At 50.7% G+C, this 24,489-nt stretch carries 14 protein-coding genes; 3 read left to right on the top strand and 11 right to left on the bottom strand.

The window, feature by feature from the left end; translation table 11 throughout:
- Position 1: 1 nt before the first annotated feature.
- Genes SH449x_RS13920 through SH449x_RS13910 form a run of 3 tightly spaced genes read right to left on the bottom strand, consistent with a single transcriptional unit; the run spans position 2 to position 1,663 of the window.
- Positions 2-571 (bottom strand): N-acetyltransferase, encoded by a 570-nt coding sequence (locus tag SH449x_RS13920; RefSeq protein WP_482376671.1) that lies wholly within the window; start codon positions 569-571, stop codon positions 2-4.
- A 3-nt stretch (positions 572-574) separates the two neighbouring features.
- Positions 575-1,264 carry a helix-turn-helix domain-containing protein gene (locus tag SH449x_RS13915; protein WP_482376670.1) on the bottom strand — a complete coding sequence of 230 codons (690 nt, stop codon included), beginning with the start codon at positions 1,262-1,264 and terminating at the stop codon, positions 575-577.
- Positions 1,265-1,273: 9 nt separating this feature from the next.
- Positions 1,274-1,663, bottom strand: a complete 390-nt coding sequence (locus SH449x_RS13910; RefSeq protein WP_482376669.1) for a hypothetical protein — start codon at positions 1,661-1,663, stop codon at positions 1,274-1,276.
- A 451-nt stretch (positions 1,664-2,114) separates the two neighbouring features.
- Here SH449x_RS13910 and SH449x_RS13905 point away from each other — a divergent pair, with 451 nt between their 5' ends.
- Together SH449x_RS13905 and SH449x_RS13900 are read left to right on the top strand one after the other, a co-directional pair.
- Positions 2,115-2,951 (top strand): hypothetical protein, encoded by an 837-nt coding sequence (locus SH449x_RS13905; RefSeq protein WP_482376668.1) that lies wholly within the window; start codon positions 2,115-2,117, stop codon positions 2,949-2,951.
- A 27-nt stretch (positions 2,952-2,978) separates the two neighbouring features.
- Positions 2,979-3,779 (top strand): hypothetical protein, encoded by an 801-nt coding sequence (locus SH449x_RS13900; protein WP_482376667.1) that lies wholly within the window; start codon positions 2,979-2,981, stop codon positions 3,777-3,779.
- A 25-nt stretch (positions 3,780-3,804) separates the two neighbouring features.
- On the opposite strand, the gene SH449x_RS13895 is transcribed toward SH449x_RS13900, so the two are convergent.
- The gene (locus tag SH449x_RS13895) at positions 3,805-5,775 is read right to left on the bottom strand and encodes a hypothetical protein (RefSeq protein WP_482376666.1); all 1,971 of its coding nucleotides are present in this window, start codon (positions 5,773-5,775) and stop codon (positions 3,805-3,807) included.
- Positions 5,753-7,699 (bottom strand): hypothetical protein, encoded by a 1,947-nt coding sequence (locus SH449x_RS13890; RefSeq protein ID WP_482376665.1) that lies wholly within the window; start codon positions 7,697-7,699, stop codon positions 5,753-5,755. The genes SH449x_RS13895 and SH449x_RS13890 overlap by 23 nt, the downstream gene beginning before the upstream one ends.
- A gap of 73 nt (positions 7,700-7,772) precedes the next feature.
- Between SH449x_RS13890 and SH449x_RS13885 the strand changes: the two genes are divergently transcribed.
- Positions 7,773-9,407 carry a hypothetical protein gene (locus tag SH449x_RS13885; protein ID WP_482376664.1) on the top strand — a complete coding sequence of 545 codons (1,635 nt, stop codon included), beginning with the start codon at positions 7,773-7,775 and terminating at the stop codon, positions 9,405-9,407.
- Here the strand turns inward: SH449x_RS13885 and SH449x_RS13880 are convergent.
- The 6 genes from SH449x_RS13880 to SH449x_RS13855 form a co-directional block, all read right to left on the bottom strand.
- Positions 9,311-12,412, bottom strand: coding sequence for an Eco57I restriction-modification methylase domain-containing protein (locus tag SH449x_RS13880; RefSeq protein ID WP_482376663.1), 3,102 nt, complete (start codon positions 12,410-12,412; stop codon positions 9,311-9,313). The two genes, SH449x_RS13885 and SH449x_RS13880, sit on opposite strands and share 97 nt — an antisense overlap.
- A gap of 133 nt (positions 12,413-12,545) precedes the next feature.
- Complete coding sequence (locus SH449x_RS13875) at positions 12,546-13,181, bottom strand: transposase (RefSeq protein ID WP_482376662.1); 636 nt, start codon at positions 13,179-13,181, stop codon at positions 12,546-12,548.
- A gap of 81 nt (positions 13,182-13,262) precedes the next feature.
- Positions 13,263-16,163, bottom strand: a complete 2,901-nt coding sequence (locus tag SH449x_RS13870; protein ID WP_482376661.1) for a helicase-related protein — start codon at positions 16,161-16,163, stop codon at positions 13,263-13,265.
- Between the two features lie 84 nt (positions 16,164-16,247).
- The gene (locus SH449x_RS13865) at positions 16,248-18,446 is read right to left on the bottom strand and encodes a 3'-5' exonuclease (RefSeq protein WP_482376660.1); all 2,199 of its coding nucleotides are present in this window, start codon (positions 18,444-18,446) and stop codon (positions 16,248-16,250) included.
- On the bottom strand, positions 18,443-23,989 hold the full coding sequence (locus SH449x_RS13860) for a DEAD/DEAH box helicase (RefSeq protein WP_482376659.1): 5,547 nt from the start codon (positions 23,987-23,989) through the stop codon (positions 18,443-18,445). Before SH449x_RS13860 ends, SH449x_RS13865 begins: the two co-directional genes overlap by 4 nt.
- Positions 23,990-24,036: 47 nt before the next feature.
- The gene (locus SH449x_RS13855; RefSeq protein WP_482376658.1) at positions 24,037-24,246 is read right to left on the bottom strand and encodes a helix-turn-helix domain-containing protein; all 210 of its coding nucleotides are present in this window, start codon (positions 24,244-24,246) and stop codon (positions 24,037-24,039) included.
- Positions 24,247-24,489: the final 243 nt, after the last annotated feature.

Here is a 24,489-nt window from a genome sequence, read left to right as displayed (position 1 = left end):
GCTAACCTTCGAGATCTAGTTTGTGAAACATCATAAGATGCTCTTTGTCTTCGAAGCCATCCAGCAGGTCAAAACTGTAACGAGTGTATAGCTTTTGGGCTGCAATGTTTTGGCGATGTACCTTGAGAGTAAGCAGGTCGACATGTTTGCTCGGCGGCTTATCGACTCGTATTTGCAGCGAATACTTTTTCGCTTCCCCAATCAAGTGCTCCATGATTTGGTTCGAGTATCGCCAATCAGGATCAGGTGGAAACCTGCGGTAGCGTTGATCCAAGCCTAGCTGGGGAATGTAAAGCAATCGAGAGCGCTTACCATCCGGTGGTGGCCACTTTTGCCAGCCAGTGGTTGCTAATGAAGAGAAGCCTACAATCGAGCCGTCCTCTTCTGAGTTTCGATAAACCCAGACTTTTGTCTTGAAGTTTTCGATTGAGTCCAAGACCTCAGAACTGGTGATCCATTCGGTAGCTGCCATCGACCAAGCTTCATCTCCGCATCGCAGACCAGCCAAATAGGGCTGGTCTGCAGCAGAAAACTCATCTGCGTACAGCGATTGATTCTCCGGTTCGGCCAACGGTTAGGTCCTCTTCCTTGACGGGAGTTCTCTTGTCTTGACTTTTGCTGGCGAACGTAGGCTAGCAGCCTCCAAGGATTTTGCTTGTTCTGGAGTCAGTTCTGCATCTGCAAATGCATCTGCAACCGAATCAAGGATCGCAGCAACTTCCAATTGAGGCCAGAGTTCAGTAGGTTCTACCTTAAGAGCTTCTGATAGTTTGAAAATTGTCGTTCGCCGTGGGCGAGCATTCCGCGTCAACATCTTTGAAATAGCCGACTGTGTACAACCAATACGATCGGCCAACTCCTCTTGGGTAATGTTTTTTTCAATCAACAATTTGCTCAAACGGTCTGCAAACGATGCCTCCTGGGCATCCAGTTGATCCAGACGGTTCGAAACGATTGGCCTACGCGATTCAACAGGATGTCCCTTCGCGGTATCCCTTTCAATTCGCGTTAGGTCCATGCCGTAGCTACCGTGTCCATTCTCAGGATTCAGAAAGAGCGCATCCGCAATGGTTGACAGTGCCCGCTGCTTATCCTCAACCGTTGAGTGTTCATACTCAAGGACGGCAAACATGGATCGCACAACCGACTGGACCTCATCGCGACATTCAATGAATCGCTTAATCAACTCACGCTGTTCCGGGCTGATCGCCAGAAGTGCGCGGAACGCATCGCTTGGAAACTCATTCAATTCAGTCGTTGACATTTCATCACCTCAATCCGCTCGCTCTTGAACGATCAAGCTCCGAGCGGAATAGATCGTTCGTTGTAAATCGCCAAATTCTTCGTCTACCCTTAGCCCACCGAGCACCCAAACTGTCGGTTCGTTCGGGTTCGGCGAATGGTCATAGAAGAGGACACGCATGCCGGGATACAGCTCGCCTTCGTCCTCAACCAACATCTCCACCAGATTTGAATCACGAACAAAATTCCATCGCAAATCGATCAATAACGGATCTTCGAGATCCCACCACCGAAGTTTTAGCAGGTGTCGAATTAGCACTGACCGGGCGTAGTACCGCCGCCAAATTCGCTGGAAGTCCTGAAAAGCAGGGCGACAGATCCGTATCTGCCAACCGCTTTCTGGGAGTATCGGTCTCGTCATGACAATAATATGACCTAAAAATGACGTGTCAAGTTCGAATTCATGACAAAAACCAACGGATTGGTCGTAACCAACTGCACGCAAGAGACTTACGGCTTCTGTCGTTTTCGGTATTCTTGATCGAGAGCGAGCTGATTACCCGCTATCTGGTGCGGAATTCTTGCGTGTTTGCACCGCGTCAACGTAGAGAATTGTAGCCGAAATGTCGCTTTTCGTCGCCTTCCTCTTGACAATCGAGTGATTCTGGCCGATACTTCATTTACCTGACACGAGTACTTCGGCGTACAGGCCCTCTTGAAGCTGACAGTGCATCAGACCTTTGAACGGTACCTACACCCTTCAAATGGCGCACTTGAGTGCGGCTCAAGGGTAAAGCTAGGAAACGATTTAGTTGATACAAGAGGCTTGGTTACAAGCCTCTTTTTCGTTTCTTTCTTTGAAGGCTTTATCCATGACCCTGTCTAAGGACGATTACAAGTCGGCAATTGTGCGGATAGTTGAGCAGCTCTACAGCGAAACAAATAAGCCCATTACGGGAGCTGTGTTGGCCGAGAGGCTTCGTACTTCACTACAAGCCTCCTACACCGATGTGGGATATGTGAAGCTCTCTGAACCGATCCATGAACTCGTTGAGTCGCAACAACTTAAGAGAAATCGCCGAGTCAAGCACCTTGAGGTCGCTCCTCCTTCCTTCGAGTTCGATCTACCCAAAACGCAAGGTTGCCCTTCAGTCACTAAGGGCACCTATGTTCGTGAAGACGCTTGGCCTGTTTTCGCTATGCTGCATGATCGCTCGATTGCAGTATTTGACAAACAGCTTATGAAATTTCGATTACTTGCAGATGATGCAACTCTCCGAGACTCGCAAATTCGTGTGGCAACACCGTCGAATACCGACCATCGAAATTGGATAGATCAATTCGCACATGCCGAAGGTTTATCCCTTGAGCCAGCTTTGACGCAAACCGATGGAGTGCTCAGAGAGTTCTCTGTTTGGATGCAGTCGCAGGACACCAACTTGCAGCACAAGTGGAAAGACTTTCGAGCTGCCAAAGTTGCCGACGTTATTCGCGAATGGGCTGCCAGGAATGGGGTTGATGCAAATGATTTTCTTTCTCCGGTAATCTCCCGGTATTCAGCGCGAACTACAGCCACCCCAGCCAATAAGCCAGAAGCAGAAATCCGGTCTGCCGTGCTTCGATGTGTTGCCGACTTGTCGCTCGATGAGTTAGACAACATTATGCTTCCGTTACGGGTTGTTCTGAAGCACTTTAAGCCACGTGATTAGACGTCGCCTGTACCGGAGACTCTAATCATGCAAACGATTATCATTATCGGGGCATTACCAAATGACCCACGACGCGACGAGCTGCTTGCAAGACTGAAGGCCGCCACGGCCAATGTCGACTGGAACTGGATTCAAGCTCTTGAGGCATCTAGTCGACCAGATGAAAAGTTCGTTCGACAATTACAAGCCAAAGATCAGCGTGGAGAGCTAAGCGTAACAACCATAGTAAAGCTGCCGATGCTGCATGGAGTAACGAGAAATCAAGTCCACAAGCTGAGCTGTGGCATCGTAGAAGCGCCGAGGGGAATTGAAACGATTGATCAGCTGGTCGACTGGCTCCATTCCACCGACGCGAACCTCATCCCTCGTCAAGAGTGGATGCTTGGTACGCGTGAAGCGGCGTTTCTAGCGATCATCAGTAAGATGATTCGTGGTTGTCGCTGGGCAAAGGATGTGAGCGGACATAGCTTTCTTAAGCATAGTGACCTAATGAACCAATCACCCGTGCAGAGAAGAGGGTATGAAGCCGTTCGGAATTCTGCGCTTGATCTGCTACCAAAGCTGATAGCAAGCCGAGTTATCTTACAAAAGGGGGCAAATCAAGGAAAAACCCCATTAGAGTACGCTATCAATACGAGCGTTCTTGACGTTCTCAAGAGCATGATTCTTCAAAGGTCGTTTACCGTTTTAACAGGAGACAGCTTTAGCGTGGTCCTCGACTACATCAATGCAGATACGAGCGACAAAGTAATCAATGCAAGCGATGGCATTATCAACGGCCAAACCATTGAACAATGTCACCAGCAATTCGCGCCGGATGAAGACTGATTTGCTTTAAGAGATGTCTTTTCCACTAAAACCTGACACCGAAAAGCATGTTTTCAGGCTTAATTCGGTCGAGCGTAAGGCGAAGGTACGGCTCTTCGGCGAGTGCCCCCTCGGGGCGCGTCGTGGTTGTGAGGATGTATTGGAAGGCGGCTTCGGAATCTGGAGTCAATTGCTCCAGATCCGCGATGGACTGGAGAAAGCGCTGGTACAATTGGGGTTCAATGTCTGCGTCGCGTGGGCTGTCGTCGAGAAGAAAGCGCGGATGATTGCCAATGGACCTCATGCTTGCCATCATGCAGGCCAGGTCGAACGCTAAAATGGTCGATGTACCCATCGCTTCCCCCGAGGATTGGAAGCCCGCGCCCAATCGCGGATGAATGCCGTTGGCGTTGATTTCGATGGAGGCTTCGAATCGCGAGCCGGTAGTTCGGAACAATGCCTCGATAAAGCAGTCGGTTATCGTCTTGCGATTCTTCTTGTAGCGCTGATCTGCTTTACGACGCTGCTCGAGCGATGCTCTAATCGATGCAGGGAATGCATCTTGGGAATTCACTAGCTGACCCAGCTCCTCACAGACACGTTGATATCGTTTTGCCGTTATCTCAAGAATGCGCATCTCGTTGATGGTATCACGCAACGGCTGCCGAACTGCTTCAGCGGCTGCTTGCGCCTCCTTATATTCTGCCTCTGATGTCTCTACCAGGCTCTCTTTCTGTTCCAACTCCTTTCGAAGGCTAATAAGCCGTGATTGACAAGCATCGATGATCGACTGCCTTTCGGCTTTCATTCGCTCCAAGTCTGGATCGTATTTTGGAGGAATCCGTGCCACGCTTCCTGGACAACCCTTCGAGGTTGCTTCCGACTTGGTATTGAAAAGGTGGCAAAACACACCCATGTCCGCGTTGGCGAGCAACTGCTTCTTGTAGGAACCGTCATCAACGGACTTTAAAAACGTCTCGGCCTCTTTGATGTCAGTCTCTTCATGACCGATTTTCGCGCGTAGTCGGCCAATTTCCTGCTGTAATTCGTCATTGGACTTACGCCAATCTTGAAGAGAGTCAACACTCATCTCGTTCGCCAGGCGTGTTTCGGCCTTCACTCTTCTCGTGCTCGCGTAGGTGATCGCCTGGGCCGCGAGCAACTCTCCCTCGAACTCTCGAAGACCCTCTGGTAGTAAGCCTAAGAGTTCCTGCAGGCTCTCCGCTTGGACAGCACGTTTCAGGTCGATCCGTCGTACAAGCTTTCCGCGGTCACTCAAAAGCGTCTTGTGGGATTCGATCAATCCAGAGTCTTCCGCATTCAGCAGGTCCATCACCGTTCTAACGAGGATATGGTTGTCTTCGATGGACAGACCGCGCTGAAACGGCTCAGCACCTCCGGGACGCCAGTTTACGTGGGACTTATGAGCGCACTTTTGATCTGGTGCCAACCATCCGATCACATCTACCCATCGAAGCTCACGTTTACTCATCGGTAACTTCGTCTGAGGCAAGGGAGCGATAACTATGCTTTCCATCGTCTGGAGGAAATTGGCATAAGGCTCGCGCAGTTCTTTATCCGCCAGCGACTCGATGCTGATCTTGGAGGCAAAAGATTGTGACTGAGACGTGTAGAGTCCAATCGGACGCGCAACGAACCAAGTGTCTGTGCCGATTTCGAAAGTTGCAACGATGTAGCCATTTGGAAAGAAATCGCAGATTGCTTGCCGAACCACTTTCTCGGCAAAACTTACCTCACCCAGGCAATACCGAATTAAACGCATCAGGGTGCTTTTGCCAACGTTGTGCCCGATTCCTCCTTCGAATGTTCCCGTGTTTTCCGTAGTGGCGATGATATTCAATCCACGACGGAACTCGATGGGATCACGGATAAGCTCCGCATCCTCGCCTAGCGAATGTAAGAGTCGAACTTCTTTGAGCCAAAAAAGTGGCGTCGGTCTCGCTGGAATCCAACCAGCGGATTCACGGCTCTCATCAAAGAGTGGTAAGGTTTTCAAGCTCATCCTCTTTGATGAAGGGGTGGAGTTTATCGAACGCATCAGCGCTGAATGCGTCGTCTTCGCGCTTGCCTATGAGCTTCGTAGTCGCTTCGATTGCCTCCTTCACATGCGCTGCCATAGCCTTTGAAAGGTCAGAATCCAATCCGCTGAAGTCAGCCAAACCGACCATTCGTCGACCACGGTTGGGTTCAATGGTCACAACACCGTTTGCATGAAGGGCTTCTACCTGCGCAAGCAGATTTGGGAGCGTCGATGTGGTACTTGCGCTGGATCGCTCGTTCTCCGGAACTGGCTCGTCCAAAAGAAATCTGCGACGCAAGCCAGAGTTGAGGGCGAAGCAGAGATCGGAAGCAAGCACCTCGAACTGGACAGGAAAATTACGTTCCTTGAGGATTAACCGTAGGTATAGAATTCCCTGGCCTTGCTCCAAGCGTTGCCGTTCTCTGGATCTATCCTTGTCACGCTGGCTTGGCGATACGGAATCGATGTGGATGACGCCGGCGTATTGACGGTGGATCTCTTCGGTCCAGTCGGCGTAGGGGATGAAGTTGCCGTTGGCGTCGGTGGGCGGGCCGGGGGGAGGATTGAGGGGTGATTGGTAGCTGCGGAGGAGAGGGCGGAGTTCTTCTTCGGACATGCCGGGGTTGGCAGCGCGGATGGCTTCGTTGGCTTCGATGATCTCGGTCATCTGGTCGTAAATTTCGAGGATAACTCGCTTGGTGCGGTACTCGCCGTACTTGGCTTCTTCATTGCGACTCACAATGGGGAATTTGTCCATGATGTAGATGACTGCATCACGAGGTGTCTTGAGCATTTCGAGAAGAAAACCATTGTCAGTAACACACCCGTCTCTTCTATCCGCTTTTCCCCAGTTACTCTTGGGCCCCAAGTACATGTGAAAGTAGGCTGCGTCGAGTTCACAACGAATATGTAGTCTCCGGAACTCATTCCAAATAAACGGAGGTCCGTCATACCCACAGTCGAGTGCGAAGCCATTAAGGTCTGCAGAAGTGAAAGTCAATTCGATAACGCGTACATAATGCCATGAAACATCTCTTGCAGTGACGTTCAACGGATTTATGACTGGAAGTTGTGTCCAGACATATTTACTTAGATGAGATGTCGTGACCTTTTGACGCGCTGTGTAATCGAAAACGAATGCATTGAAGTTTCCAAACAGCCAGCAAGCATGCTCAATCGTTAGTGATTTAAAGTCAAAAATCCATGCAGAGTGTAATACGCCGAATTTGGGTAAGATTGCACAGATGACGGTTCTCTCATTAGTACTATTCGAAACTTCTCTAGCTGCGAAACCAAAACTCCTAAGAAACTTACTATCCCAGCGATTCGCTGTCTCGAGCTTATCCGCATATAATCGAGCCCCTATGCACGCAGTGTAGTTGGCGTCAGCTTTTTGCTGAAAAGTTACCTCCCGCGGAGCCCTATTCAATCGATCCTCTTTCGTGTAACCGTCATAGTTTGCGAACCTGTGGTCGAATTGGTGAAACGATTTGCCCTCTAAGACGGAAACAAGTGAATCTGACGGTTCGTCGCAGAAAAATCTTCGCGACTTATTTTCTTCATAAATAAATGCAGTAGAAAAGCCAAAAGCATCTATTTCAGCCGCAAGTAGGGGAACTCCGCTTCGTGTTATTTTTACAAGGAGCTCCTTTGTGAGCCGATCTTGGATTTTTGGGAATTGAGCTGTATTGGGACTTAGTAGCTTTATTTCTTCGTCCGTATAGACCAAGGCGTCCGAGGATGAAGGAATCTCAGAAACCTTCGTTAAGTCGAAGGCGACTGCCGCAAATTGACTATCGCCTTTTGCTGTGATCGTTAGCAGCGCATACCTTTGACGACTATCGATTGGAAAGAGCTTTTTCGTGTTTGTAAAGGGTGCATTCCCATTCTGCGTAAGCATTTGCTAGCAAATCACAGTGGTTTTTGCCTTAGCAGTTTGTCGGTATCCTCATAGTTTTAGAACTTATGATCGCATGGAGGCGAATGCAATGGGGACATCGCGAATGGGTAGCAAAGACGGCGAACTTATTGAGTCAGTTGGGCAAATGGTTGGAAAGTTTACCGGCCAACTGTATTCGAAGTTGGGAGGATGGGAGAACCAGTTGATGCAGTCCCCTGACTCCTTGGAAGCTGTTGAGCGAGAGATCCAAGAAGCTTTCTTGTACGGCGCTGGCATGGTGACCTCTGGTCTAATAGCTGTCGTCCTCCTATCAAAAGATCTGGAACGAAAGAGCGAAGAGACAAGGCGAGGGTTCGACTATCCTTTAGCACGAGGACGCAATCGGAACATTCGAATTCGGCTGCTCGGTGGTTTCTTCATGTGGATCAGTTCGTTGTATTGTGAACCCAAAAAGGGAGTCTTCCGAAGGACTAACCCAGAAGTGTCTGGTCTTTATATCGAGTTGGCACAGTTTGGATTCGGTAAAGGTGTTACGCCAGCGGTTCAGAGCACCGTAGCCCGACAAGCCGCTTTAAGCCCTTCCTTTAAGTTCGCAGTCAACGAACTTGCTAGAAATGGTTTGAAACTGGATACCAAAACGGTTCGTCGAATTACCAATCAATGCGGAGAAAACTTGCTTCAATTGCGAAAGCAACGAATCCTTGACTGGCGAATGGGCAAAATGACTCGGGGGGATTCTTTGGCTGGAAAGCGAGTGAGCGTTCAAATCGATGGGGGGCGAACACGTCTGCGTGAAGCGTTGAAGAATGCGGTACGCATTCAGGATAACCCCGACTCTGATGGATTATTGCAGCAAGACGCAGCAGCCAGATCCAAGCCCGTTTCGAAGTCAAGTTATGCTCCACAGTGGCGAGAACCGAAGCTTTGTACGATCTTTGTCCATGACGAAAACGGTCGTATGGAGAAACACTCGCAAGCAACGATCGACGGAACGTTTGAGGGTCCCGATGCGATAGCTGAGCTTGTTGCGATGCACCTTCATCGCATGGGGGCCGCCCAGGCACTGAGCATTACATTCGTTTCCGATGGCGCAACGTGGATTTGGGAGCGGATTGATGCGATCGTATCCAAAGCAGGTATCCCGGCAGAAGTGAAGATTCACCAAGTGCTTGACTGTTGTCATGGAGTTCACCACATTTCTCTTGCGCTGGCTTGTCTTGGGCTTAATGAAGCGGAACGCATGCCACTATACCGAGTGATGCGCACGATGCTTCGCAATGGGCAATGGCAGCAGGTAGTCGATGACCTGAGCGATTTGGCGGAAGACAAAAAGTGGCCATCATCGATCGCGACGGAGATCGAATACCTTCGAAAGCATGGCGAAGCGGGCCGATTAAGTTATGTTTACTTTCGCAAGATTGGAATTCCCCTAGGCAGTGGCTCGATTGAGAGCAGTATTCGCCGGGTTGTCAATAATCGGATGAAGGGTAACGGAATGTTCTGGCGAGCCGACAATGCGGAAACGATGCTTCAGCTTCGATGCCAAGTGACAAGCGAACGTTGGGATGAGAGTGTTGCTGCAATGCGAAATATGAATCGGAAAACCAACCATCACGACTGGCGATGGATACCAAATCCAATGAATTTAAAAGTTGAAGCGAACAAGCAAGATGATCCAAAAATCAAGAAATCACAGGGAAAAATGTGACGCAAATTGGGAATGCACCCGTTTGTAAACTCCCATGCTTGCTTTAATCGCTTGGATCCTGTCCAAAAATCAACGAGCGGTATAGCCGATTTTCCAGTAATCGTCGTTCCTGACGTTATCACTCCAACTCTTCCATGCTTGTTAATAAGTATAGTATCTAAGTCTGCAAATGCAGTGCTGAGATCCGCTTCACCACCGGTACCGTAAAGCAGAAAGCCAGAGCTTCGGAGCATCTTGCTTGTCGCTTCGAATTGGATTAACGCGGATCGAAATTCTTCATTAAGACTTGTGTCTGTTTTTGCTAATTCTTCGATTAAAAATCTGCGTTTGTCGCTATCGCTTTCTTGAGCAATATCTCTGTGGCGAAATGCAAACCATTCAGTTGTGTCGAGCTTCAACCGATCCCAAGGTGGATTCCCAAGAACTACATCGAAGCCGCCGTTCCAACCCGCCTGTTCGTTTTCCGCTGTAGTTTCGGCTTCTGGCAACACAAAAACATCCGGGAACACTAAATGCCAATGAAAGAATTGATACTGTTCGGCTATCCTCTTGATTTCGTCTCGAATCATTTGCGATGCAGCATGCGGACTTCTCTCAATTTCACGAAATTTGCGTTCTGTGGGACAAAGCCGACCGGGATCCGTGTCATCTTTTTTCCATACAAATGCAGAGCACCATGTGTCTGCCCAGAACCGAGCATTCAAGTAGGGAGTCCCCTTCACCAGCTCCTCATAAAGTTTCTGTTTGTCTGCGATGGCATCAAGTGAATCATCCTCTGCCGCTGACAGCTTTGCGAATCGATCAGCCATATTCCCAAGTTTGTAGAAGGGCTCAAAAAGCGATCGTTGTCCCGACTTGTGATCTATTCGCTCTCGTTTATTTTGCTTTTTGAGCTGCGAGCAAATTTCTTTGTTATCGCCTTCAATGGGATTAAACGCGTCATCTGGAATTCCCTGAAGTAGCAGTCGAGGGGTTGCACCAAGAAGACTGTTGCCGCACTTGATGTGGTTTTCAAGGAACGAGAATGGCTTACCGGGTTCGAGTGCCTCCATCCAGAGACTGACCTTGCAAAGCTCGACGGCCATCTCGTTGATGTCGACGCCATATATGCATCGACCAATTATTTGACGCTTGGCATGCTGGATCTGCAGGGTGGTTGGCTCGGTGTCTTGTGTTTCAAGCCGAGCCAAATGCAAGGCCATGCGGTTGGCTGCGGCAATCAAAAAGTGACCAGAGCCGCAAGCTGGATCACATACCTTTAAATCGAGAAGTCTGCGTTTGGCTTCTTCGCGATCGGGGACATCGATGGCTTGGTTAACTACGGGATCGAGCGCTGAATCGAGCAAGCAGTTGATCAACGATGTTGGGGTGTAGTAGCTACCGCTGGTTTTACGCTCATTGCCGGCAGCGGTACGAAGCACAAACGGTCCATCTTGGCTGTCGATCTCGGGATGGAGTTCGAGGAGTGATTCATAGATCGAGCCGAGTTCTTCTGAACCAAGATTGCCGAAGTCAACTGCGCGACGAATACTGCCTCCTCGGCCCGTTGCGTCCTCGGTAAAGCAGAGATTTCGAAAGGCATCGAGAAGGGCTTCGTTCGTGATCTGAGCGCTATCGAGATCGGGCGTCGCGGTGTCAGAGAACAGGAACGAACCGATTCCTGGAATCCCGAGCGGAGCATAGCCGTCGCGCAGTTTCAGGAACGTTGTCTTCAGGCTTTCGTAGAGGTCGCGGTGCGGCGTGCCACGACGTTCATTGGCGAGCTTGCGAATCCGACCGACGCTGTAGAACTGGTTGTAGCGATCGCGAATGTGGGCTGGGGTATCGATGGGATGAAGGAGATTCTGCCCTGACTCGGTACGCTTGTCCTCGGCGACCATTAGCATCAGCAGGCGATAGACAAGACGCAGCAGCTGGCGATAGTAATCCTGCGTCGATAGTTCACCAGATCGAAGTCGCTCGTGGAGTACAACATTGCATGAGCAGGTATAAAAGCCAGCACCGAAGGTTTGGATAGCGAGTTGGACTCCATCGCGTAGCCTCTCTTTGGCTCTTGTTCCTTGTTCACCGGCTAGTTTGGTCCAAGCCTCTAGCCAACAGTTCTCAGGGCCAAGACGCGTCGGTTCTTCGATTTCGATGGCTTCTTCGTCGCCGTCTAACTCGTCGTCGGGTAGCTGGACTCGCAAGAGTTCAGATTCGTCATCGATATCTTCTGAGTCAAACTGAAGTCTTGCGACTCCAGCTACTTTGTATGGAGATGGTTTCTCGGCGACCTTGGATGCACTCTTTTTTGCCTTGGCAGGCTTCGCTGCCTTTTTGATTGAACTCTTGTTGTCGACGATCGGTGTTGGCCGAATTTCCAATCGCGATTGATGGCAGATCAAAAAGAGAACCGTGAAGTCGGCGTGGTATTCCCCGTCCATCATCGATTCCAGATCGAACTCGACGTTTGCAGACCGCGTGAGCGAGGCGTTATCTCGGAGGACATAGAGTTTCAGACCATTCGAGACAAAGCCCCAGCGGTGTTTCGAGCTGCGATTGAGTAGTTCCTGAACCAAGCTGTAGGGACTGCGTGTGGCTGCGCCAGAAACATTCTGCGTTCGCTTGTCGAGCGGAAGCCTGGCAGAAAGTAAGTGGATGGGAACATGGTCTTCCCATCCATGGCTGATGGGATAGTCTTTGTTATCGATCGTGATGGCGCGTTTGTTCTGTAGCCGCCCATAGCCTAGGCAATCAAACAGCGGCAATAGCCACTCATCGCGTGTGAGCGTCGTGCCGGTATCGGACGCAGGTAAAGCGTCGAACTTCTTGCGGAATGATTTCCAATAGGCCAAAGCACGGCTGTAGGCAGCGGTTGCTGCTTCATTGAGACGAACTGATCCCGCAACGTGATAGTCCGCCGGAGTCATGCCGGGAAGTGCACGGTCCATACTGCCAACTCGAGTTAGTAGGTCGAGTGGCAAGAGGAGGCCAGCGGTCGTGATGGAGCTGAAGGGATTTTGCATATCGGACTATGTATCGTTAGCTGGGTTGCGTGATTGTTTTTTCAGGCTGCTGAATTCTTGTGACTTCAGCTACGGGGTAAAGTAGCTGGACTCGCAAGAGTTCAGAGGGTTTCTACTCTTTTGATCATTATCACTATTTTGGTTTTATCGATGGCGATAATTCGTCTTCCTTGGTGCCAACTATTTGATTATTGCCTTGGAGGCGAAACATTTGCGTCGCCCTTAGTCGAGAGTGAATTCGATCTAGGCGATCCCAAAAGTCTGGCGAGAAAAGTGTGAGCTCTGGATAGCCTGGGACAATGCAGCTTGTATATGGGTACTTTGCGTAATGATCCTCCTGTACTAATTGCTTTCTTTCGGGGTTTCGTGCTATGTACTCAAATACCCCTTCGAAGGCGGTTTCCTCTAACTCATGATCCTTGAGTACGTGGTCAAATCCTTGTAGTTGCAGTTCGTACCCAATCTTTCGGAGCACTTCATTAACACGGGTTCGAAAGAATTTTATGGCGGTCAATTGATCGCATGAGGGAATAAGGCCCATCCAAAGCATATGCACATGGTCGGGCATGCAACAGAATATCGGACAACTGAAGCCATAGCGAAAAGTCGTATGGGCTAGGAGCTCGCGGTACTTATAGAAGAAGATTGGCGTAAGCCAGCCTGCTCTTCGGCCTTCAATGGTCAATGACCAATGGACGACCGCCTCGCCTTGGTATTCGGAGCGAGGCAGTCGCTTGAGATAAGCATTTCGATTGTTAAGTGTTGTCATGTAGCTGGCCTCGCAAGAGATCAGGGGATGATATGTTGATTTTTGGATATTGGTTTGGGGGCTGAAGTCTTGCGACTCCAGCTACTGGGAATGGGGCAAGTATAAATAAACGCCTAACACATCGGGTGGCAGTTGAGGTTCAATGGCGTAGCGAATGTGACGGCGTTTGCTGGCGGTTCGGACTCGTTGGTGTGAGTCGAGGAGTCGCTTGCCATGTGTCTCTGCGATCGCGTTCAGTTGCGGCTGCAAGACATCGAACTCTCGCAAGATTTTCTCAAGAGACTCGCGTGCTATGTCTGGTGTGATGTTGCTGATCGGAGGGGCCGTGAGCAACTTTTCAGCTTGCTCTACAGGCAACCAGCGAGCGTTGGACGGAGCACTTTCAAAGCCGACTACTAGGCTGTCTTCAGCCAGAAGTGGGGTTGGTTCGTCGAGGTCTGAACTCTTGAGAGTCCAGCTACTGCTGTAGACGAGGATGTGGTATCGGAGCCGGAGGAGAAGCAACGTCGTGCGAACTGTGACCGCATTAGTTCGGATCGCTCCACAGCGGCGAGCCACGGATTGCATTCCCGCAGTCGAATCAAGGGCAGAGTCCATGACGTAACTAGTGAGTGATTCGACTACAGGATGTGTCCGAGAGAGATACTCTTCGTCTGTGTTGACTACAGGGTGGAATCGAGCATTGATTCGGAAATTCGTGTTGGCTGAAGTCTTGTGACTCCAGCTACTGATACTCTCACGAATCGGCCGAGGCGTCTCGGTTAGGTCAATACTGAAGCGTTGATTTTGCTCAGTACAGGTTCCGCCGAGAGATCGAACCGATTCAGATACGAAGTTCTGCAAGTCGGAATTCGAGCCGATGGCTTCCAATGCTGCCGATACTTCACTGGCGACTTCATCGGGTTTGATGGAATGCTGCGCGAAGAGAGAACGACTCTTCTTTTCACGGTCTGCTGCGTTTTGCCATTCCGCGTTGAAGTCGGCAGCCTTTTCGTTTTGATCTTCTTCGAACTCGAGGAGTAGCTGCTCTGGATTGCGATCTCGCAGTAGGAGACCTTCGTAAAGAGCTTCCAACACCGTGTTGCTGGTGGCAGGGACTGGCACCGACACGCCTGTCGCAGCCCGGATCTTTTTGTGCTTGTTGATCAGCACCTTTAGTACGACTCCATCGATCTGATTGTCGGTACCATAGTAGGTGAGCACTTTGACTTCAGACTTCGGCTGACCGAATCTGTCAACACGACCTTCGCGCTGTTCATGCCGAGTCGGGTTCCACGAGAGGTCGTAATGTATGACCGCTGAGAATTGGTGTTGAAGGTTGATCCCCTCGCTCAAGCAATCAGTGCAGACGAGAACGGCCTTGGGTGCATCATTGCCTTCGGCGATACGCTTCTCACGTTCATCCGGCGGAATCAAACCAGTAACGGAAATTACGGTCGTGTCCTTGGGAAGACGAGTTCGGAGCTGGTCCGCCAAGTACTCTGCTGTCGCGATAAAGCGACAGAAGAGAATCGGCCGATGGCTCTCATTCAAAAGATCTTTGATGATGGGCACGATCTTTTTGAGTTTGGGATCTCCATCACCTTGCAGCTTGTCAGCCGCATTAGCCATATCGAGAAGCCGACGGCGTTCGTAGTCCTGCTCTGATTCGGTTGCCTGTAGATCAGAGATATCCGCTCCGGCTGTAACGTCCGGGGAATCCATGGCTTCGTCCGTGTCTTCGTCGAGGACCAGCGGTCGAGAGACTAGATCGACTTCCTCGGGTGTGTCGGCCGTGATCGATTGCAGTTTGCTGCGGAGTGTGGCAGCGGCTGCTGCAGGGCTGCTGGCCAATGCACGAAGTAGCGCCAAAGCCGCCCACCAGCGAACTCGTTGGCGTACGCGGGACATGCCTTCCGAGCCTTTGACGACGCCACGTGCGTAATCAAGCAAGCGTTCGAAAAGCTGTCGATACTCGGACTTTTCAAGTTTATAGGTTTCTTCCTTCTCCATCCTCGTTGGGAAAGCCGCATCATTGGCCAAGTATGTCTCGATGTCTTTACGACGCCGCTGAACAAAGTGCTTGGCAAGGGTTTCACGATTCTTGCGGTTGGCATCCCCGGATAGATCGTCTGGTAGATGCTCGAAGTCGGCGTTCAACAACTGAAGAAGTGAACGGAAGCCTTGCTCGTTACCTGAGTGCGGTGTGGCAGTAACGAACAGCATGTGTCGATCCGGATTGGCCGCGAGTTTGCGAATGACTTCGTGGCGTTGCTGTCTAGTTCCCTTGTTACCTTGCACACCTAGTGCGGTGCAAGTGTGTGCTTCGTCGACGATCACAAGTTCTGGACAGGATCGAATGAACTCGTCGCGACGATTTTCGGATTTGATATAGTCGAGCGAGACCACGACGAATGGGAAGACATCGAAGACCGACCGATTGCCACAGTATTTGTCGAGCCGACGGGCGGTACTTGCCAAAATTAGCTCGGCATTGATATGAAATTTTTCGAACAGCTCTGTCTTCCACTGCTCCGCCAGGTGTGGCGGGCAAAGAACGGCCATGCGGTGGACTTCGCCGCGCTCGAGGAGTTCCTTGGCAATCATGAGTGCTTCGACCGTCTTGCCGATACCGACGTCATCGGCGATCAGCAGTCGAACAGTCTCTTGACGTAGGGCCATTAACAGTGGGACGTACTGATAGGCGCGTGGCTGTACAGCGATTTTCCCTAGCGACCGGAATGGGCCGGCTGAGGAGCGAAAGCCCAACCGGATCGCATCGCGAAGGATGCGACACGATCGATGGTCGCCTAGCTGGGTGGGATCAGGCAAAGCGAACGTAGCAGGTTCGACTGCTTCGAGACGCGTATCGATCCCAGCGATTTCGTTGTCGGTGCCCCCGAGCGGACGAACGATCAAAAAGTCGTCCTCTGATTCGGGTAGGACGACCCACTCACGGCTTCGCGATCTTACTAGTGTTCCTGGTGTGTATGTTGATTTCATTTGATCTTGTAGCTGAAGTCCCAAGACGTCAGTGATTGTGGTGTAATCGGGTAGGTGAATAGGCCTGAACTCTTGCGAGTCCAGCTACGTTGAATCGTGCTTCGCCAGAAACTGCGATGGCTTGCCAACGTAAGTTATAAACAACTCGTCTCGAGCGCGAGTCATGGCGACATAGAGCAGTTGGCGTTCGCGCTGGAATGCGTCGTCATAATCGCCTTGATCGCGCATCTTTCCCATCACGAATTGGTTGGGAATGACGGTATCGCTGGCATCAACGACAAAGACGACTTTGAACTCGAGACCTTTTGCACGGTGCATTGTTCCGAGGTTGACGCCGTCGATCGATTCATCCGTATCATCTGAATCCAGCGGGACGGTCGAGATCCCTGCTGCTTGTAGCGCCGATTCGTAGGGCTTCAGATGGTTAGAGGTGCGTGCAAAGATCGCGATTTCGTGTGGTGCGATCTTCTCGGCTGCGAGGCTTCTTATTTGTTCGACTACGAATTGGACTTGAGTGTCTGCGCCATCGAACGCCCGAAGCTCTGGCGTAGGTCCGTGTAATAGGCTTACCGAGTTGCGTTTCTCTGCTCCCTCATTGAAGTCCTCGGAGGAGTCTGGAAGGATCGCATCCGAGAACTTTCGAATCTGTTCGGTCGTGCGGTAGTTAATGCGAAGAATATGGGATCGGCCAACGGTGTTGATGCCAAGTTTCTTCAAGCTGAAGCCACCGGGATAGATTCGCTGGCCGGCATCGCCAAGTAGCATTAGCTCGCCCACGTTGTCTTTGGCTAACGCTTTTAGGAATAGGATCTCTTGGACTTGAAGATCTTGAACTTCATCAACGATTACAGCATCGTAGGGACTATCGATCTTGCCTGAGTCGAGACCTTCGCGAGCAACTTTGCAGATGCCTGCCCATGTGACTTGACCAGCACTGGCCATTGCATCACGAACAGCTTCAAAAACTTGCCAGCAAGATTTTCGTTGTTTGACGGTTAAGGGTTTTCCGCGTCCATACCGTGTCGCTCCACGATATTCTTCCCAGGAAAAGATTCCCTGTGGTTCAATCACTCCATGCCACTCTGTTTCCAAGAAGCCGATTGATATTCCTGCGTCTCCGCGCGAGTGGAAACGAGATATGAGGGGAGCAATTTTGTCGGGTGATATGGGCTTGATTCTAGGGTCTATCTTTTTCGCTAAGTGGAGTGCCTCGGCATGGACGGTATTGCATGTGATGGGGAAATGGGAGTGGGGAGTGGGAAGTGGCCTATGGTTGTAGCTGGAGTCGCAAGACTTCAGACCTTGAACCTGAACTCTTGCGAGTCCAGCTACATAGGCTTCTTTGGCGTCGGTGCTTACCGAGCCGGATTGGAGGATTGCGAGGTGGCGAGCATTGTTCTGGCAGAGTGTTTTTACATAGGAAGTCATCAGCACACGTTTGCCTTCGCCAGCCAAACGATGCGCTCGATGCAGTCCTACAACCGTCTTACCTGTTCCGGCTGCGCCAGAGACTTTTGAAGGCCCAGCAAACTTCGCTTGGACCAGTTTTCGCTGCGTTGGATGAAGGAATCGAATCCAGTCTTCGATTGGTTTAGAGAGAATCTCCATTAACTCAGCGGCACTCTCGACAACCCAAAAACGCGATGTTGCAACACTTGACCTGGTGGTTCGTTTGCTAGTCTCGTTCGTTGGCGGAGAGCTGGGCGCAGGAGGCGTAACGATTTCACCTGAAGCGAGAGCCAAAAGTGAGTCACCAACTTCGCCCGGTAGTCGACTTGCTGCTAAAAGTAATTGATCGTCGTTCTCGATCTGGCGGATCGGAAGAAGCCAGTCTTGCGGTACTCCGAGGCTAAGTAAGTAGGCGTCATCGAAACTTGCGAAAATTCGCTTCGGCGCTTGCGTTGTCTCCGCTGGAGAGACGGTAGCCACAGCTTGTATCGCTGGCTCAACGGACTCGGCAGCCTCCACCAATTGCAATGCACCGGTGACGGGATGATTTTCGATTCGACGCTTGGCAGCCCATTTATAGGCGTCATCGTGTGAGTCTACGTGGAGAAGCGTAAAGTCTTTGCCGGCTTGGTGAACGATTGCTCGAATGCCTCGATCGATTCGGGCGGACTTCATGCCCGGATCAACTGCATGATTGACCGACTCCAAATTCAGGCCTGGGCTGGCTGGATTCTCAAGGAATTTGAACAAGAACTTGAGAATCTTGCTTTGATCCTTTGAGGAGAATCTTTCGATCGCTTTCTGAAATGTGTCAGATACAGCAACTGTACTCATGTGACCTCCAACGCGGCGAGAATCCGTTTTACTGCGTCGGAGTCGGCTGGATCGATAGCTAGCGCGGACAGGCTCTCAGACTGAAGTTGGGTAGACACGTTACTATTCGATGCGTCTGATGCATCGACGACATAGATGGTCTTCCCGTTTCTCTCAATTGACGCGACGTATGCGCCGATCACTCGACCTTCTTTCTGCACATCGGAACCAGGTTCGATAGCAAGGTCGGCACGCTGAGCTAGAGTGCCAAGGACCCCTCGCCACTCATCGGAGAAAAGATCGAGATCAAGGGCCTCAACGGCACCATTGGCGGGAGTGACGATCTCTGTTGCTTTTGCGATCGACTTTCCAGTGCCAAAAACGTGGGGGAACTTGGCTGTTACCGACAGCCAATCATCCTGATGATGGAATCGAAGGACGGTGTAGTCCATGTCATCCAGCAGAGTGGTCTTTTCACTATCACGTAGTTGCCGATCAGGGAAATCGTGAACCGGCCCATCTACATATACCATGACTTTGTGATGCTCAAACTGAAAATCCGGCCGCGTCTGCGCTGGCTCAAAATACCTCTGCGCACTCGTTGGTAAGTTCAGACCATTGGCAACCAGGAAATCGAGCCAATTTTTTTCAAGCTTCGAATCGCACTTTGCTTTTAGCTTGTCCAAATGAACAGCGAAGCTGTCTTCTGTCGGTGATGATTGAACGACGCTTCGTTTCAGCTCAAGAAGCAAGTCGCGAATGGAGTCTCTCGCGAGCAAACTGTGCTCTCGCTGATTTGAGTATGACAAGAGGCAATCGTAGCACGCCGCCTCGCAGTCTTCCGCTGCACCCTCGGCACGTTTGCGGTCGGTGCCATCGTCAGGATCGTAGTGGCACAAACGAAGTGCTTCGGTGGCTAGATCGGCAAATGACTTGTCATTCTCCAGCAGTCTTCGAAGAACTCCTGCTCCACCTTCGGCGGACTCATACAGCAGAATGCGTTGGCGATTTTCGCTGGAAGGGAGGGGTTCACTCGCGAGTTCGTTATCTTCCAGTTGGTAGAGACCCTGAATGGATTTCTTGATGATCGCTTGAAAAGATGCTAATTGAATCTCGTCTAAGTCAATTCGAGGTTCGATTACCATACAATTGCGTCTGTCTTCGACAAACGGCACCACACGCTGGGTGCGTGGACTCATTGGATCATCGGGATCGTCATCCTCTTCTAGTTGGTTTCTGCTCTGCCAGTAACCGCGTTCGACGTCCAGGATGAAACCACGCTGTTCCCTGTTTGCACGTCTTCGCCATCCGAGATTGATCCGCCAAATAGTGGCTGCATCGCCGTAGCACAAAGTGAATTGCGTATCTCCATCCACTTGCACCTGAGCAACCTGGCATATTCTACGTCCGCCGACTTCCTTATATCTAAGCCCTGTTGCGAGCTCATAACCCAAACGTAGGCGTTCCTCCTCATCGCTGCTGATGCGATCGCGTCGTTTCGTTGCTACGTTCTGTAATCTCAGCATCGATCCAATTGGAGAGAGCCGTGCTCCATTGCAATTATCGCACAGGTCTGGCCCCTGAGTTGCTGACTGGCCTTCATGCATGTAGCCACAATCGACACAAATAAGGGCTGACGTTGTAACAGCGTTATCTCCATCGCCGACTGGTAGGATCACGCGATTAACGATGTATCGCGAGCCCTCGTGATAGATGATGCTTCGGGGACCAAACTCCGAAATCGCCAGAAACCTTGGGCGAGAGAGGTATTCGTCCTGTCCACGCCCCCTACGTCTTGCTCCGATAAATGCGGAAAGAGGCAATCGCGGGAAATTGTAGCCAGGTAAAAAGCCTTCGCTCGCAAAATAGCGGTAGCTGTAAAAATCGGACTGAGCAACATTCCGCGAATCAGTCAGCAATTCGATTTGTGATTCTGCTTCGCGTCTAAGTCGCTTCGATTCGTCATGTTGGGCACGGCGAGCCACATCATTGATGATCGCGTTATGGTACTCCTGCTGCTTTTTAGCGGCCCAGAAAAGATCTTTCCACCGTCCACAAGCTTGCTCGAATGTGAGCAATGTCTGGTTTATGACAATTTCGAGCCAATTTTCGGCGAACCACGGTGCTTTATCTTTGGTAAGCTCGGAACGAATGGTTTCGAGCACCGCCCTTGCAGCGTTAAGAGCACGGGTTCTAGCGTCTGCTTTGCTGAGGCCGGCCCTTTTGCTTGGCAATAACTCGAGAGTAGGTTTAACACCCTCAACATCGAGAATGTCGGTTAACGAATTCCCTAAAGACTCGTTAGTCTCTGCAAGCCAAATGGCCTGAACGTGCGCCCGGATTAGGTCTTCATTGGCGAGATCGAGTTGAGGTGGGCTGACGGAGCCTACTACCATGCGTTTGGGCTGTCGGAAGAAGTACTGGTCGTGAGAGCTACCGCTCGTGCAGTACGTTAGGACTAATGCTGGTTGTCCACTTCTGCCGGCGCGTCCGCTTCGCTGAGCGTAATTAGCAGGAGTCGGCGGAACATTTCGCATATTCACGACATTCAACTGTCTGATGTCGACACCGAGTTCCATCGTCGGAGAGCAATAGAGCACTTTGAGACGGGCATTCCCAAAGTCCTTCTCACGCTGCTCACGGAGTTCATAAGGGACCTGAGCCGTGTGCTCGCGGGCTTCCAGGCCACGTAGATCGTTCGCAACGGTCTTGTAGAAGTCAACAAAAAACTTGTTTGTTCGAGCCCCATCCCGTGGGGGATTCGGAACTCGAATAGGATCATGAAAGGCAATCGCTCCGTCAGAGACTGTCCATTTCATTGAGGACGCAGCGATTTGATAACCAGGAATTTCGTCATCATTGCTGGGAGGAACCACCTCCGAGACGAAACCAGCTCTGGCTAGAACTCGAAGCAAGTCGCGAATTATTGATTCTTTGTCAGTTAATTTGAGTGGATTCACAGTCCTGTCATATTCAGGGAAGGTTGACGATCGCCCTAGAAACATTCCGAAGCCGCTTCGCCCGGACAGGTAGCTGTAGTACATGCGATCGTGAGGGCTACGGCTACGAGGAAAGAGAACCGAGGCGGTTTCCATTCGCTCATTTTCGTCAATAGCCCAGGGCTCTCGGAGACTCTGCGAGCTTTGCTGCTGTACACGCTCAAAGAATTCTGACGTCAAGAAATCGACGTTTATTGCGAGTTCACGACGCATGTAATCGAGCAATACTTTAGATATGGAAAATCGAGTTTGAGGAGATGCGCTAGTGAGTGCCAGGTGCGTTCCATTCCAAAATGACTCTTCGGCCGCTAACTGATCCAAAGACGGATATTCAATCTTGAGCAAGCCGCACTGTTCAAGATTTGGTGATGTAAGCCGCCAGCCTCTTCGTTGGTCGCGATAGATCCGGTAACCAAGAACATTCCTGAATGCTCGATCGGTGTCCTGTTGCTGTGCAAACTGAACACCAGGTTCGCGAGCGTATAATTCAATGGGGAATGCAAGTGACCGGAAAACCTTTTGTGTAAGTTCGTCGTGGTAGATTCCCTCAGGACCAGCATTCTCAATCGCTTTGTAGAGTCCAGAGCGAATAAGACTCACTTCTACGAAATCATTGAAGTGACCCGCCTGAAGTGACGCGTCCTGCCGATTGTCGGTAAAGCTCAATAATTTCTTGGCGATATCCTGAATGGACTCCTCTTTCTGTAAGAACCGAACGTTGGAGATGCTTAGAATTGTCGTTGCGGTGCTTCGCCCGCCACTTGCAAGCGTGGCCAATTGGGCAAAATCGCGTGAGCCTCTCCGCACGCGGTAGGTCACGCCGCAGTTCAGGCAGAAACGGAAAGGAGCTGGAATGAATTCATAGCGAACTCCCTCAGTCGATACGTAACCATCTGGATTTATTGGTACTGGTCGTGGGAGATATTCTCTGAAGCTAGAACGTACCCTCTGTTGTCCACGATTATCTTCCAACCAATCGTCGGGAACGCGCGAGGTCAATTCAGGATCGTTGATGTCGGGGAACGGATTGGATGGGTCTCGATAAAGGAATCCAGCCTCGCCATCTTCCGGCTCTTCTCCCTGAAAAGTCATGTCGCGGGGCGTTAGATAGGTTTGTCCTGCACTCCCCGGCATCTTCCAAACGGAATAATATTCAGCACCACATTCGCGGCAGAAGCACAGTGGCAAAAGTATCTTGGATTTGTCACTGCCTGGGACATAGAGTTGTCCTGACATCGACAAGTGCTTATTTGGAAAGTCTTCCAGAGAGGCGTAAACCGTATCGCCACGGCTGATGAACTGATGCAACCGAAAGGCGAATGGTTTTTGTTTGGTAGCAGGATTTGCTTCGCAGGCATAGCCGGCCAGCAGCCAGCGTTCGATTGCGGCCTTGCAATAAGCTTCATCCGAATCTGTTAATGCTTGCAGTTCGCGAGCGACTCCTCCTTCGCCCTCAATGTTTCGCGGTACCGCTCTCACGAGTCGTTGAGAATCGGCATCGTATTTAACACCAAAAGTGCTTTCTAGCCAGCTTGCCATGACTGTTGCGGTAAAACTCGCGTAGTTGTTTGGAATCTCCTCACGGGTAATGTCGCTTTTGAGACCGATTTTGTTGACAGAATTGCTGAAGTCGAGTTCTGGCGTTGCGCGGGTTAAGGTCTCACCAATAATGTTCTCGGGCTTAACTTGTGAGCCGAAAAGTTTAGATGCGACACCCGCAATGGTAGCGTGTTGCTGTTGAAAGGTTCCGCCGCTTGCCATGGTCGCGGAAGTACCTACACAAAGGAGTTTGGTCGATCGACTCGCTTCTCTGACTCGGCGTACCAGCATGGCCACGTCGCTTCCCTGACGTCCTCTGTAGGTATGAAGCTCGTCCAGGACTAGGAATGCGAGGTTCCTCGCGCCCGTGATAAGATTGCGTTCGTAGGGGCGTGTTAAAAGAAGCTCGAGCATCACATAGTTGGTCAGCAAAATATCAGGAGGGTTATGGCACATTTCATCCCTGACCTCTATCGATTCCTGTCCAGTGTACTTACCAAAGCGAACAGGCTCTTTGCCGTCGGCAAACCCGAGTTTAAGAAACTTTTCTAACTCTCCGTACTGACTATTGCACAAGGCATTCATGGGATAGACGACGATGGCCTGAATTCCACGTCGACTACCATTACGCAAGACGTGGTCCACAATCGGAACAATGTAGGAGAGACTCTTACCCGAGCCAGTACCCGTGGTTAGTACATAGTTGTCTTTCTGACTAGCACACTGGATTGCATCGTATTGATGCCTGTGGAGCAACATTGGCTTACCCGACAAGTCGTCTGCGGTTTTGATGCGGAATATCTGGCGACAGACTTCGTGTAACTCGCCTTTGTTCACCAGATCGTCAACTGCTCCACCGGAAGCGAAGCTGGGATTCATCTGAATTAGTGGCTGAGGCCAGAGCGCCTGATCGGACAGACCTTGATCCACGAAGCTCTTGATGTCCGGATGGCGAATCTGTACGAAGCTGCGCACATACTCTGCGTAGTCGTGGATAACGGTTTGTCGAAGGTTGAATACGTCCATTGATAAATCTCGCGCGCTATTCAGTTGAAATACAGGCTGACTCTAAGCTACTTAGGGTGATGAAGCTTAACGGGCGTTCGCAACTGCTCCAGAAGTCGATCGATGTCCTCCCGCTTGTACATTCGATAGCCGTTGATTGGATGCCTATGTTCGGTAAGCTTGCCTTCGGCCCCCCAGGACCGTACGGTGTTGGGACATACGCCCAGCAGTTCGGCCGCTTTTTTTACCAGTACAAACTCTGTGCGTAGCGATGTCATTTGGCTGTACGCCCTCAAAACGATGGACCATCCCGGAATAATTACGCAAAGGTTACCAAAAAATGCAACCGCTGTGTTGCGGTTCGTAAATTTTGCTGCGGTCCGTCCTAATCGTCATGCGGAACATAAAAGTCTAACTAGCTGAACCCAGAAAGGTACTTCAAAGAGTAGGGAGTTACCTGACCAGGCGTCGATATCTGAGGGGCGAGTAGAATAGCAAGGGACATGTGATTGTCAAAAGGC

Origin of the sequence: Brakhagea baltica, assembly GCF_052161605.1 — a bacterium.
Lineage (GTDB): Bacteria > Planctomycetota > Planctomycetia > Pirellulales > Pirellulaceae > JBKCUI01.
Note: the sequence above shows the minus strand (reverse complement) of the source record. Positions and strands in the feature narration are given on the sequence as shown.

Excerpts from the sequence above, each read along its gene's own strand:
- SH449x_RS13915 (WP_482376670.1), bottom strand. The coding sequence starts at position 1,264 with ATGTCAACGACTGAATTGAATGAGTTTCCAAGCGATGCGTTCCGCGCA.
- SH449x_RS13890 (WP_482376665.1), bottom strand. The coding sequence starts at position 7,699 with ATGCTTACGCAGAATGGGAATGCACCCTTTACAAACACGAAAAAGCTC.
- SH449x_RS13905 (WP_482376668.1), top strand. The coding sequence starts at position 2,115 with ATGACCCTGTCTAAGGACGATTACAAGTCGGCAATTGTGCGGATAGTT.
- SH449x_RS13910 (WP_482376669.1), bottom strand. The coding sequence starts at position 1,663 with ATGACGAGACCGATACTCCCAGAAAGCGGTTGGCAGATACGGATCTGT.
- SH449x_RS13900 (WP_482376667.1), top strand. The coding sequence starts at position 2,979 with ATGCAAACGATTATCATTATCGGGGCATTACCAAATGACCCACGACGC.
- SH449x_RS13875 (WP_482376662.1), bottom strand. The coding sequence starts at position 13,181 with ATGACAACACTTAACAATCGAAATGCTTATCTCAAGCGACTGCCTCGC.
- SH449x_RS13865 (WP_482376660.1), bottom strand. The coding sequence starts at position 18,446 with ATGAGTACAGTTGCTGTATCTGACACATTTCAGAAAGCGATCGAAAGA.
- SH449x_RS13855 (WP_482376658.1), bottom strand. The coding sequence starts at position 24,246 with ATGACATCGCTACGCACAGAGTTTGTACTGGTAAAAAAAGCGGCCGAA.
- SH449x_RS13880 (WP_482376663.1), bottom strand. The coding sequence starts at position 12,412 with ATGCAAAATCCCTTCAGCTCCATCACGACCGCTGGCCTCCTCTTGCCA.
- SH449x_RS13885 (WP_482376664.1), top strand. The coding sequence starts at position 7,773 with ATGGAGGCGAATGCAATGGGGACATCGCGAATGGGTAGCAAAGACGGC.
- SH449x_RS13870 (WP_482376661.1), bottom strand. The coding sequence starts at position 16,163 with ATGAAATCAACATACACACCAGGAACACTAGTAAGATCGCGAAGCCGT.
- SH449x_RS13860 (WP_482376659.1), bottom strand. The coding sequence starts at position 23,989 with ATGGACGTATTCAACCTTCGACAAACCGTTATCCACGACTACGCAGAG.